Below are 13,188 nucleotides of genomic sequence, written 5' to 3'. Positions count from 1 at the left end.
AGCTATTTTTTTGATTTCAAAATTCTATATTTGAGTTTAATTTTATTTAAACACTATGTTAGAAAATGATTTATCAAGAATTGTATTCAATTCCGCTTTGAAAGTTCACCAAACTTTGGGTCCAGGTCTTTTGGAAAGCGCTTATGAAGAATGTCTATTCTATGAACTAAAGAAATTAGGCATTTATGTCGAAAAACAAAAAGCATTACCACTAATTTATGAAGAAGTAAAATTGGATGTTGGTTATCGCTTAGATATTTTAGTTGAAAATAAACTAATTTTGGAAATAAAAGCGGTTGATTGTTTAAATGAAGTACATTTTGCTCAACTATTGACCTATTTAAAACTAACAAATTGTAAACTAGGATTATTAATAAACTTTAATGTTTCCTTATTAAAAAATGGAATTAAAAGAGTCGCGAACAATCTTTAAAAAACATTAGCGACCTTTGCGTAATTCTTTGCGTGCCCTGCGGTTAAACCAAAAATATGAAAGCAACAATCAACAACTTCCAAATAGACTTGTCAAAACCTATTGATATCTCAATTCCATTAACGAATACAGATGAAAATCCGATTGCTTGGTATATTGAAAAACCAAGTATAGAACCTGTAGTTTTTGGCGATTGGATCGGAAAAGTTTCGGAAGGGAAATCATCGACGAATTTTAATAATATTTTCTTTAATCCGCATGGGCATGGAACGCATACGGAATGTTTGGGGCATATTACCAATGATTTTTACAGCATTAATCAGTCTTTAAAACAGTTTTTCTTTTTTGCGAGATTGATTACGGTTGAACCTGAAAAACAAGGTGAAGATTTTGTGATTACGAAGGAAAGCATTTCGACTCCGCTCAATGTGACAAAAGATGCTTCGACTCCGCTCAGCAAGACAATTGAGGCTTTGATTATTCGAACAATTCCAAATGAACAGGACAAAAAATCAAGAAAATATTCGAATACCAATCCGCCGTATCTTTCAGAAGAAGCAGCGATTTTCATCCGCGAAAGCGAAATTCAACATTTATTGATCGATTTGCCAAGTGTTGACAAAGAGCATGACGAAGGAAAATTATTGGCGCATAAAGCATTTTGGAATGTAAAAGACACGCACAATTTAAATTCAGATGCGAGATTAAATGCAACAATTACAGAAATGATTTATGTTTCTGATAAAGTTGAAGACGGAGATTATATCCTAAACTTGCAGATCGCTTCTTTTGAAAACGACGCAAGTCCTAGTAAGCCTGTATTATACAAGATTTAAAAGTTAGCCACGAATTGCACGAATTTGCACGAATTTTATTTTAATTATTTTCTGCCACAGATTAAAGGATTAAAATAATTAAAAAATCTGTGAAAATCTTTTAATCTGTGGCTAAATAAAAAAAGAAATTAGAGTAATTAGTGAAATTGCTTCGCCTGTTCGCTATCGCTCGGGTTGTGGCAAAAAAACTCAACGAAATGATAGAAGTATCGACAGATAAAACAAAACTCGACGTTCCGTTTATACAAAATTTTTTAAAGGACATTTATTGGGCGGCGGGGCGAACGATGGACGAAGTGCAACGTACAATTGATGCTTCATTTTGTTTTGGAATTTATTTAGATGATAAACAAATTGGTTTTGCACGCGTAATAACTGATTATGTCGTTTTTGCTTATTTAATGGATGTTTTTATTGATGAACAATATCGTGGAAAAGGCTATTCTTCAATCCTAATCGATGCTATGATGAAAGAACCGCAATTGCAAGAAGTCAAAATCTGGCGTTTGGCAACAACCGATGCGCACTTTTTATACGAGAAATTCGGATTTACAAAACTAGCGCATCCTGAAAAAATGATGGAAAAAGTAATCAAATGAAAACAGTTTTAAAACTCGAAGAAGCCTCTCTATTTATTCTTGGAATCTTTCTTTTCAATCGCTTAAATTATGAATGGTGGTGGTTTCTGGCTTTAATTTTAGCTCCTGATTTATCTATGTTAGGTTATCTTTTCGGAAATAAAATTGGAGCTTTTTTCTACAATGCCTTTCATCATAAAGGGATTGCTCTTTTAATTTATGCAGCAGGATGTTATTTGAATATCGAAATTATGCAGTTAGCCGGAATTATTTTATTTTCACATTCGGCAATGGATCGAATTTTTGGTTACGGTCTTAAATATGAAAAAGGTTTTAAATACACGCATCTAGGCGAAATCGGTAAATAAACAAATTATGAATTTAGAAACTTTTTACGAATATTGTCTCTCAAAGAAAGGTGTCAGCGAACACTTTCCTTTTGATGAAGATACTTTGGTGTTTAAAGTGGGAGGAAAAATGTTTGCTTTGTCTTCACTTTCACAATGGGAAAAAAACGAGCAATCGGTCAATTTAAAATGTGATCCTGACCGCGCGCAGGAACTCAGAGCTGAATATGACGAAATAAAACCAGGTTTTCATATGAGTAAAGTGCATTGGAATACGGTAGCTCTAAACGGAAATCTGCCTGATAAATTTGTAAAAGAATTAATCGACCATTCTTACGAATTAGTTTTCAAAAGCTTAACGAAGAAAATTCAAAATGAAATTATCGAATTAAAAAATTAGGCATTACATTTGTAGCGTCAGTAAAAAAAACTTAGCCGCTCAGCAGCTTAGAAACTTAGAACCTTATAAGAAATGAAAGAACAATTTAAAAAGTTTTTAAACGAAGAACAAGATCCAAAAGCGATTGAAAAAATCACTTCGAAACTTACCGATTTATTAATGAAAGGCGAAGAAGTTGGATATATAGCAGTGCAAAAAAAGCCTGCAATTACTGTTTTTCCAGATAGTATTGTATTAACAAACAAGCGTATCATTATCTGCAAGCCTAAAAATTTAGGTCTTTCTATGGATTTTACAGATTATACTTGGGATGATATTGCAAGTACTTTTGTGAAGGAAAATATTTTAGGTTCTGAATTTTCTTTTGGAACTAAAACTGATTTAGCGGTTTCTATTGATTATATCCCGAAAATTCAGGCTAGAAAAATTTATACTTATGCTAAAGAGCAATTGGATTTATTGAAAAATCCTGTTCAGACTGCAGTTCCAGTTCAAGAAATTGTGGAAGAAGCAGAACCAGAAATTGAAGAAGTTGAAGAAGTAGAAACAGAAGAAGTAACAAGTTTTGCTGAAATTCTGCCTGCAGCCCCGGTTTATGAAACTTACGAACAAATTACACCTCAGGCACCTGCTCCGACAGGAGATCGTAAATTAAGCGAATTATCTAAAGAAGAGCTTTTTGATAAATTGCAGAATTATAAAAAGCTTCTTGATAATGGTTTGATTATGCAAGGAGAATATGATGCTTATAAGAAAGAGATTTTAAGCTACATGTAACAGTCTAACCGCAAAGGTCGCTAAGACTTACGCAAGGTTCGCAAAAATAAATAGCCACAGATTAATAGATTTAAAGGATTTTTATAATCCTAATAATCATTTAATCTGTGGCTAAAATTTTTAAATTATAGCGCACTTTGCGTAAATCCTTGCGAACTTTGCGGTTAAGCCTTTAAAGCGTTGCTTTCTGCTTCTCTACAAACTTATGCGACTGCAATTCCAGCAATTCCTTTGCGTTTTTTCGCTGTAAATCGTACAGACTTTTATCTTCTGCAATATCAGCATAAACTCTATCGTGCATTTCAGCACTAGTTTTAACCAATAAATCTCTTTGATATTTGTTTTGCGCTAAAGTTGCTTTCATCGCGGTTTCGGCTTCTTCTTGTTTAAAATCGAATTCTCCTTTTGGCGCTAATAATTTGGCTATAATCGGCGAAGTTTCAATTGCCAGAAACAACAGCATAATGAAGAAAGACGGAAGCCAAGGCAGTTTATTCAACGCATTGATACGCGCCATTAATCCGTCGAAACCTTCTATGATGGGCTGTGTCTGCGAAACTTTCTTGTCTAAGTCAGCTTGCAATTGTTTTCCCGCTTTTTCTTTTTCAGCGATTTTGGCTTCGTTAGTTGTTTTTAATGTTTCGTATTCTTTAAGCGCTGCATCGTGTTTTTCGCGTTTTTCTTTATAAACTGGGCCTTTTCCTAGTTTCTTAGTTCCCGCAGTTCCTTCAGCTTCTGTAATATAAGTAGAATACAAAGCGTTTACTTCTTTTTCCTTCTTAACTATATCCGCTTTTAGCGCCGCAATTTCAGCTTTGTTTTTATCTAAATCTGTTTTGAAATAAGTTCCGATTTGCTTCTTATTTGCCAATTCCATTTCATTTTTTTCCTTCAATAAAACGGTATTGATTTCTTTTTCGAAAATTTTAATTTCTAAAGGTTTTGAAATTACAATCGCAATAATAATAGCCAAAGCAATACGTGGAGTCGCCTGCAGGAATTCATCCATAAAACGATCTCTTTTTTTAATAGTCGAAACGATAAAACGGTCTAGATTAAAAATCAATAAACTCCATACAAATCCAAAAATCAAAGCGGGATAAATAGAATCGAAAACGGTAAAAAGCGCATAAGCACAGGCTAAAAAAGCCATAACTGCTGTAAAGAAAACCGTGGCGCCAATACCAACATATTTGGTTTGCTCGCCTTCTGAGCAGTCTTTCAGGATGTCTCGGTCGACTCCTGAACATAGGATAAAAAATTGTTTTAACATGATTGATGATTTTTGATTAATGATGATACGGCAAATTTAACGCCAAATTTTCAATTACAATCAAAATATCATTTTCTTTTTACTTGTGAATCAATTATTTGATGGGTCGTATGTTATTTAAAGATTACTAAAATCTAAAATTATGTGGCTAATCATAACACTATGTTAATTTTTTTTGAAGGCTTTATTAATACATGAGGTTTAGCTTCGCAACCGAAATCAAACTAAACACACACAATGAAAAAATTCTATTTACTAACCTTATTCTTTTTATTCGCCTTTACAGGATTTGCTCAGAAGGCCATTATATCTGGAAAGATATTAGATGCCGACGACAAACTGCCTCTTCCTGGAGCTATGGTTCAAATTGTAGGCGAGAAAAAATATACCGTTTCTGACTACAACGGTCGTTTTGAATTATTAAATATTAATGAAGGAACTTACAAAGTTGAAGTAAAATATATTGGTTATACTTCTTTAACTCAAGAAATAAAAGTAGAAGCAGGAAAAAACAACGTAATTGACTTTTCTCTTAAGGCTTCTGAAAATGAGCTGAAAGAAGTTGTTGTTGGAGATATCGTAAAAGGTCAGGCAAAAGCACTGAACCAGCAAAAAAACAATAAAAACATTGGAAACGTTATTTCATCAGATCAGATGGGACGTTTTCCAGATGCTAACGTGGGAGACGCTTTAAAACGTGTGCCTGGTATCACGATGCAGAATGACCAAGGTGAAGCTAGAAATATCATTATTAGAGGTTTGGCTCCGTCTTTAAACTCTGTAACTTTAAATGGTGATAGAATTCCTTCTGCGGAAGGAGATAATAGAAACGTTCAAATGGACTTGATTCCATCTGATATGATTTCGACAATCGAAGTAAACAAAACCCTTACCTCTGATATGGATGCAGATGCAATTGGAGGTTCTGTAAACTTAATTACTAGAGCAACTCCAAACGGAGAAAGAATTTCTGCAACTCTTGCGGGAGGTTATTTACCAATTCGCGACCATGCTTCTTACACTGCAGGTTTAGTATACGGTAACCGATTTGCTAATGATAAATTAGGAGTTGTTTTCAGCGGATCTTACAACAATGTAGATTACGGTTCTGATAATATCGAAAACGAATGGGTAAAAGATGAATTCGGAAATGATTATCTGCAAGCTTCTGAAATTAGAAAATATGATGTACAGCGTATTCGTAGAAGTGCTTCTTTGGCTTTTGATTATAAATTCAACGAAAACAATACGATTTTTGCTAATGCTATTTACAACTGGAGAGACGATAGAGAAAACCGCTTCAGAACCACTTATGATGATATTGAACCAATTTACAATGGCGAAGAAATTACAGGTTTTGAAGGCCGTGTAAAACGTCAGACTAAAGGTGGTGTTGACAACAATAGAAACAAAAACAGAAGATTAGAAGACCAAAGAGTTCAAAATTACTCTATTCGTGGAGAGCACTTAATCAACTCAACTTTAGATTTAGACTGGTCTGCAAACTACGCAAAAGCAAGAGAGTATCGTCCGCAAGAGCGTTATATCGAATACCGTCAGAAAGGTTTAGAAATGTTTCAAGATTTATCTGATATCAGATTTCCTTTGATTACAACTGTAGGAGAATCTGTTGACGAATTTGAATTTGACTCTGTTACTGAAAATACAGACGAAACAAGCGAAAGCGAATTCGGTGCAAAAGTTAATATCCGTTTCCCTTTCTCTGTTATTGCTGGAGAAAAAGGAAGATTGAGAACGGGTCTTAGACTTCGTTTGAAAGAAAAAGAAAGAAACAATATGTTCTATTCTTACACTCCAATTAATGACGATATGGAATTATTATCGCAAGTTCCGACAAGTTATTATGACGGAAGAGATTTTAATCCGGGAAGTAAATATGTGCCAGGAACGTTTGCATCTGCTAATTTCTTAGGAAGTTTAGATTTAAACAATGCTTCTTTATTCGAAAAAGAAACAGATCCAGCAGAATATTTAGCAGTAAACTACAATGCAAAAGAAAGAATCTCTGCTGCTTATGTAAGATGGGATCAGGATTTTAACGATAAACTTTCTATGGTTTTAGGTTTCCGTGTTGAGAATACGCATATCGATTATACAGGAAACCGTGTACTTGACGAAGAAGAATTAGAGAGCAAAATCAACAACACGAACTCGTACACTAATTTATTGCCAAGTATCTCATTACAATACAATGCAACAAAAGATTTAATTTTAAGAGCTGCTGCTACAACGGCTTTAGCAAGACCAAATTATTATGCTTTAGCACCTTACGTAAACAATATTGCTGCAGATAAAGAAATTACAGCTGGAAATCCAGATCTTAAAGCTACGTATTCATACAATTATGATTTCATGGCAGAGAACTATTTCAAATCTGTTGGTTTAATTTCTGGAGGAGTTTTCTACAAAAGATTAAATGATTTCATTTACAACTACAGCGACAATCAATATACTGATGCAAAATTTGCTGCTGATTTCCCAAATCAAGTAAACCCAATTCCAGCGGGAGAAAACTGGTCATTCTTACAATCAAGAAATGGAGAAAATGTTGATGTTTACGGATTTGAAGTTGCTTTCCAACGTCAGTTAGATTTCTTGCCTGGTAAATTCTTAAAAGGTTTTGGTATCTATTTGAACTATACATACACGCAATCTAAAGCAAAAGGAATTGCCGATGAAGACGGAAATGAAAGAAATGACATTAGTCTTCCAGGTACAACTCCGCACATGTTTAATGGATCTCTTTCTTGGGAAAACAAACGTTTCTCTGCTAGAATCTCGACTAACTTTACCTCTGATTACTTAGACGAATTAGGTTCTGAGTCTTACAAAGACAGCTATTATGACAAACAATTTTTCTTAGATGCAAATGCTTCTTATAAAATCACAAAACAATTACGTGTTTTTGCTGAAGCTAACAACTTAACAAACCAGCCGTTACGTTACTATCAAGGTGTAGCTGACCATACAAAACAGGCTGAATATTACCAAGCTCGTTTTAATCTTGGATTGAAATTAGACTTATAAAATATAATTTTTTTAAAATTCTTACATTAGACAGAGTTTTTAAGGCTCTGTCTAATTGCATTAAAATATATTATTAAAATGAAAAATAAATCTATACTGTCATTTTTACTTTTAAGCGTTTTATTTATCGCTTGTAAAGACGACAAACTAGCTGCAGTTCAGCCAAACGCTTTGAAACCTACAGCAGTTACAGAAGCTTTGCCACACGATACAGACGATCCTTCGATCTGGATTCACCCGACAGATCCTTCAAAAAGCATTATTGTTGGAACAGATAAAGATTCAGACGGCGGTTTGTATGCTTTTGATTTGAATGGAAAAATCCTTAAAAAATCAATTCCTTTAAAACGTCCAAACAATGTTGATATCGCTTACGGATTGATTATTGATGGAAAAAAAGTAGACGTAGCGGTTACAACTGAAAGAGAAGAAAATAAAATCAGAATTTTTAGTTTGCCTGATTTACAACCAATTGATAACGGCGGAATTCCAGTTTTTGAAGGAGAAGCACAGCGCGATCCAATGGGAGTTTCTTTGTACACTCGTCCAAGCGACGGAAAGATTTTTGCTATTGTAGGAAGAAAAACTGGACCTTCTGGAAGTTATTTATGGCAGTATGAACTTTCTGGAAACGGAAAATTCGCTTCAGCAAAAGTAGTTCGCAAATTTGGAACTTACAGCGGTAAAAAAGAAATCGAAGCGATTGCGGTTGACAACGAATTAGGTTTTGTGTACTATTGCGATGAGCAGGTTGGAATTAGAAAATACAAAGCAGATCCTGCTTTAAACGATAATAAAGAATTAGCATTCTTCGGACAAAAAGATTTTAAAGCAGATCACGAAGGAATTGCGATTTACAAAAAAACAGATTCAACTGGATACATTTTAGTATCGAATCAGCAGGCAAATTCTTTTATGGTATACCCGAGAGAAGGTGTAAAAGGCAATCCAAACAATCACCCGTTGTTGGCTGAAGTTCCAACTTCTACAATCGAGTGTGACGGTGCAGATGTAACAAGTGTTAATCTTGGCGGAGCTTACAAAAACGGACTTTTCGTGGCTATGAGCAACGGTATGACTTTCCACTATTACGCTTGGGATTTAATTCAAAAACGCATAGACGAAGCAAAGAAATAAAGATTCAGTGTTGATTTGAAATTGCAGGTTTTCAGTCCTTTCCTTTAAACTGTGACTGAAAACTGCGTTTCAATGATGCTATTTACCGCAAAGAGCGCTAAGATTTACGCAAAGGTTCGCAAAGTTTATTAAACAAAACTTTGCGAACCTTTGCGTTTTTTTCTTTACGTTTCTTTGCGGTAAAATTTTTAATACTGACAGACGAATAGTATTGTCTGACTGAGAGAAGCATGTCAGGCTGAGCGGAGTCGAAGCCCCGTTCCAATTGGAGCGCCCTTCGACTTCGCTCAGGGTGACAGTTCGAGACTGAACACTAAAAGACTGAACACTGACCACTAAAAAAGCCATTCTTTAGAATGGCTTTTTTATTTGAATCAATAATTCCTTTTTTTATTCTGTAATCGGTGCGCCAGCTAAAATTTCAGCATTGGCAAACTCTTCAAATTTGGCGAAATTAGCTTTGAATTTATGTGCTAATTCCAACGCTTTTTTATCGTATAAATCTTTGTCTTCCCAAGTATTTCTAGGATTTAGAATTTCTTCTGGAACATTTGGACAAGAGTGTGGTTGTGCAATTCCAAATACTTTGTGATCTACAAATTCTACATTATCCAATTCTCCTTTTAATGCAGCAGTAATCATAGCACGTGTAAATTTCAATTTCATACGGCTTCCTGTTCCGTAAGCTCCGCCAGTCCATCCTGTGTTGATTAACCACACTTTTACGCCAGCATCTTTCATTTTTTTGCTTAACATTTCAGCATATCTTGTTGGGTGCAAAGGCATGAATGGCGCTCCAAAACATGCAGAGAAATTAGGCTGAGGCTCTGTTACACCAGCTTCTGTACCCGCAACTTTTGCCGTATATCCAGAAATAAAGTGGTAAGCCGCCTGACCTGGAGTTAGTTTTGAGATTGGAGGCAAAATTCCGAAAGAATCTGCCGTTAAGAAAAATATATTTTTAGGATTGTGTCCAACCAAACCTGGCTGTACATTATCAATATGCGTTATTGGATAACTTACACGAGTATTTTGAGTGATCGAAACATCATCATAATCTACTTCGTTTGTTCCTGCTTTAAAAACCACATTTTCTAAAAGCGCTCCTTTTTTGATAGCTCTAAAAATGTCTGGTTCATTTTCTTCAGTTAAATTAATAACTTTTGCATAACAGCCGCCTTCAAAGTTGAAAACCGTATTTTCATTTGTCCATCCGTGCTCATCATCTCCGATTAATTTACGCTCTGGATCTGCAGATAAAGTTGTTTTTCCTGTTCCAGATAATCCGAAGAAAATTGCTGTATCTCCTGCTTCACCAACATTGGCGCTGCAGTGCATTGGAAGTGTATTTTTGAAAACTGGAAGAATAAAGTTCAAGGCAGAAAAAATTCCTTTTTTCATTTCTCCTGTATAACCTGTTCCTCCTATTAAAGCGATTTTTCTAGTAAAATCTAAAATAGCAAAGTTAGATTGTCTTGTTCCGTCTACAGCAGGATCTGCCATAAAACTTGGAGCACAAACTACTGTCCATTCTGGAGTAAAATTAGCCAATTCTGACTCTTCTGGACGTAAGAACATATTGTAGCAAAACAAATTTGACCAAGCTGTTTCTGTTACAACACGAACATTCAATCTGTAATTTGGATCAGAGCACACATAAGAATCACGAACAAAAACTTCTTTGTCTGATAAAAATGCTGTTACCTTATTATAAAGCTTTTCAAAAGCTTCTGGTTCAAACGGGATATTTACATTTCCCCACCAAACTTGATCTTTAGTAATATCGTCTTTTACGATAAAACGATCTTGTGGAGAACGACCTGTAAATTCACCTGTATTAATTGCTAAAGCTCCAGTAGAATTCTCAACACCTTGTCCTGACTGCAAAGTAATCGCATGTAATTCATCTGCAGATAGTTGATAACGAACTTTTGCATTTTCAATTCCTAACTCTTTTAACGAAATCGATTGCGCGAAAACTGTATTAGTGTCCATAAATTTTTAAGTTGTGTGTGATTTTTTGTTTAAAGCAAAATTACAGATTAATTCTTATTCCTTTTAAAATACTTAAATTTCACTTTAATTAATGTCAAAAAAGAGAAATTTCACTTTAAAAATTACAAAAAGAAAAAAATAACCGCTCCTAATTTGTTTATTTACAACCTAATGCGTGATTTTGTTATATTATTTTTGTTTAACAACAGAAAATACAAAAAAGTCACACAAATAAAGTTATATGTTATTTATGTGACAAAATTAAAGATTAATTCTTAGACAGAATTTTTTTTTCGGGATTTTATGATTTTCGCTTCAAAATCGTAAAGAATAATAGCGTCCAAGCAATAATTAATAGAAAACCACCCACTGGAGTTGCGAATACTATAATTTTAGAATAGAATAATGTGTAGTCTTTTGTTGCGACCAAATAGATAGATCCGCTAAAAAGAACAACACCCGCAACTACGAAATTATAGATTGCTTTTAAGGTCTTTTCTGCAATTTCTTTTTGTGTCGATAAAAAAAGAAGAAATAGAGCATGATACATTTGGTAACGAACACCAACTTCAAAAGTATTTAACTGATCTACCGAAAGATATTTTTTCAATAAATGAGCGCCAAAAGCACCCAAAATAATAGCTAACATACCAATAAAAGCTCCAGTCAGAACGATTCTTCTTTTCATAATATATCTCTTTTGAAATTTGAAGCAAAAATACTTCAAACGAACTGAAAAACCGCCTAACTTATTCGATTATTTAGAACAAAATCAGATTATTTTCTGTTATAATTCAAAAAATAAATTCAATTAAATTCAAATTCAATTGTTATATTTATAACATTTAAATATATTTGTGTTAAATATTTGAAACATGAGAAACGTTTTAATAATTGGAGCAGGAAGATCTGCATCGTCTTTGATTCGATATTTGCTATCAAAATCTAGCGAAGAAAACCTGCATATCACTGTAGCCGATCTTTCTTTGCCTTTAGCGGAAGCTAAAACAAAAAATCATCCAAATGCCACTCCACTTGCTTTAAATATTTTTGATACTGACGAAAGAAAGGCCGCTATTGCGAATGCTTCAATAGTAATCTCCATGCTTCCTGCACATTTGCATATTGAAATTGCCAAAGATTGTATCGAATTCAAAAAACATCTGGTAACGGCTTCTTATATAAGTGATGCAATGCAAGCGCTTGATACAGATGCCAAACAGAACAATCTGATTTTTATGAACGAAATTGGCCTTGATCCTGGAATCGATCATATGAGCGCCATGAAAGTTATTGACGAAATCAGATCGAAAGGCGGAAAAATGCTTTTGTTCGAATCTTTCTGCGGCGGACTTGTAGCACCAGAATCTGATACTAATTTATGGAATTATAAATTTACTTGGGCACCAAGAAATGTAGTTTTGGCGGGGCAAGGCGGTGCAGCCAAATTCATTCAGGAAGGCACTTATAAATACATTCCGTATAGCGCTTTGTTTAGAAGAACTGAATTTCTAGAGGTCGAAGGCTACGGAAAATTTGAAGCATACTCGAATCGAGATTCTCTCAAATACCGTTCGGTTTATGGTTTAGACGATATTCTCACTTTATATAGAGGTACAATTAGAAGAGTTGGTTTTTCTAGAGCATGGAACATGTTTGTACAGCTCGGAATGACTGATGATAGTTATATTTTAGAGGGGTCAGAAAATATGAGTTATCGTCAGTTTATCAACTCTTTTCTTCCGTACCATCCAACGGATTCTGTCGAAATTAAAACTCGATTGATCTTAAAAATAGATCAAGACGATATTATGTGGGATAAACTCTTGGAACTGGATTTATTTAACCCAAACAAAAAAGTAAATCTGCCAAATGCCACTCCTGCCCAAATTTTAGAAAAAATCTTAAGCGAAGGTTGGGCACTAGAACCAGATGATAAAGATATGATTGTCATGTATCATAAGTTTGGTTATGAACTGAATGGCGAAAAGAAACAAATCGACTCTAAAATGGTTTGCATTGGCGACGATCAAACCTATACCGCAATGGCAAAAACGGTCGGACTTCCCGTTGCGATTGCTACATTATTGATTTTAAACGGAAAAATCACAACTCCCGGCGTACAGCTTCCGATTAAAAAAGAAGTTTACGAACCCATTTTGAACGAATTAGAAGAATATGGCGTCATTTTTAACGAACAGAAAGTGCCTTATTTTGGATACAATCCAGACTTATTTTAGTCTGGACTGCATGTTTATTTTAGAATTTTTTTTAATTAGTTTTTAATTTTGATCCGCTTCATCCATCAGAAGCGGATTTTTTTTTGGAATATTTCAAGGATTTTCACACAATAGAAATCTTCTT

The 13,188-nt window shown here is 34.4% G+C and carries 12 protein-coding genes; 9 read left to right on the top strand and 3 right to left on the bottom strand.

The features are described from left to right. Positions 1-55 precede the first annotated feature (55 nt). The 6 genes from Q9Q97_RS06205 (at position 56) to Q9Q97_RS06180 (ending at position 3,371) form a co-directional block, all read left to right on the top strand. Entirely contained in the window at positions 56-433 is a 378-nt protein-coding gene (locus tag Q9Q97_RS06205) for a GxxExxY protein (protein ID WP_306155643.1), read from the top strand. Positions 434-489: 56 nt separating this feature from the next. Further along, on the top strand, positions 490-1,269 hold the full coding sequence (locus Q9Q97_RS06200) for a cyclase family protein (protein ID WP_306155640.1): 780 nt from the start codon (positions 490-492) through the stop codon (positions 1,267-1,269). Positions 1,270-1,466: 197 nt separating this feature from the next. Then, on the top strand, positions 1,467-1,868 hold the full coding sequence (locus Q9Q97_RS06195) for a GNAT family N-acetyltransferase (RefSeq protein WP_306155638.1): 402 nt from the start codon (positions 1,467-1,469) through the stop codon (positions 1,866-1,868). Continuing rightward, entirely contained in the window at positions 1,865-2,215 is a 351-nt protein-coding gene (locus Q9Q97_RS06190) for a DUF4260 domain-containing protein (RefSeq protein WP_306155636.1), read from the top strand. The genes Q9Q97_RS06195 and Q9Q97_RS06190 overlap by 4 nt, the downstream gene beginning before the upstream one ends. Positions 2,216-2,222: 7 nt before the next feature. After that, positions 2,223-2,594, top strand: a complete 372-nt coding sequence (locus tag Q9Q97_RS06185) for an MmcQ/YjbR family DNA-binding protein (protein WP_306155634.1) — start codon at positions 2,223-2,225, stop codon at positions 2,592-2,594. Positions 2,595-2,666: 72 nt separating this feature from the next. Then, positions 2,667-3,371: a PH domain-containing protein gene (locus tag Q9Q97_RS06180; RefSeq protein ID WP_306155632.1), complete on the top strand. Its 705-nt coding sequence runs from the start codon at positions 2,667-2,669 to the stop codon at positions 3,369-3,371. Positions 3,372-3,543: 172 nt separating this feature from the next. Here Q9Q97_RS06180 and Q9Q97_RS06175 read toward each other — a convergent pair whose 3' ends face one another. Continuing rightward, entirely contained in the window at positions 3,544-4,644 is a 1,101-nt protein-coding gene (locus Q9Q97_RS06175; RefSeq protein WP_306155630.1) for a DUF4407 domain-containing protein, read from the bottom strand. 237 nt (positions 4,645-4,881) lie between these two features. Between Q9Q97_RS06175 and Q9Q97_RS06170 the strand changes: the two genes are divergently transcribed. Then, the gene (locus Q9Q97_RS06170) at positions 4,882-7,692 is read left to right on the top strand and encodes a TonB-dependent receptor (RefSeq protein WP_306155628.1); all 2,811 of its coding nucleotides are present in this window, start codon (positions 4,882-4,884) and stop codon (positions 7,690-7,692) included. Positions 7,693-7,770: 78 nt separating this feature from the next. After that, the gene (locus tag Q9Q97_RS06165; RefSeq protein WP_306155626.1) at positions 7,771-8,829 is read left to right on the top strand and encodes a phytase; all 1,059 of its coding nucleotides are present in this window, start codon (positions 7,771-7,773) and stop codon (positions 8,827-8,829) included. Positions 8,830-9,219: 390 nt separating this feature from the next. Here the strand turns inward: Q9Q97_RS06165 and pckA are convergent, their stop codons facing one another. Together pckA and Q9Q97_RS06155 are read right to left on the bottom strand one after the other, a co-directional pair. Beyond that, positions 9,220-10,824, bottom strand: coding sequence for a phosphoenolpyruvate carboxykinase (ATP) (pckA, locus tag Q9Q97_RS06160; RefSeq protein WP_306155623.1), 1,605 nt, complete (start codon positions 10,822-10,824; stop codon positions 9,220-9,222). A gap of 301 nt (positions 10,825-11,125) precedes the next feature. Beyond that, on the bottom strand, positions 11,126-11,512 hold the full coding sequence (locus tag Q9Q97_RS06155; protein ID WP_306155620.1) for a DUF423 domain-containing protein: 387 nt from the start codon (positions 11,510-11,512) through the stop codon (positions 11,126-11,128). Positions 11,513-11,699: 187 nt separating this feature from the next. Here Q9Q97_RS06155 and Q9Q97_RS06150 point away from each other — a divergent pair, with 187 nt between their 5' ends. Further along, the gene (locus tag Q9Q97_RS06150; RefSeq protein ID WP_306155619.1) at positions 11,700-13,064 is read left to right on the top strand and encodes a saccharopine dehydrogenase family protein; all 1,365 of its coding nucleotides are present in this window, start codon (positions 11,700-11,702) and stop codon (positions 13,062-13,064) included. The last annotated feature ends 124 nt before the right edge of the window (positions 13,065-13,188 follow it).

The organism is Flavobacterium sp. DG2-3, assembly GCF_030730925.1.
In the GTDB taxonomy this organism is placed as follows: domain Bacteria; phylum Bacteroidota; class Bacteroidia; order Flavobacteriales; family Flavobacteriaceae; genus Flavobacterium.
The sequence above is the reverse complement of the archived record's forward strand: the minus strand, read 5'-3'. Positions and strand labels throughout refer to the sequence as shown.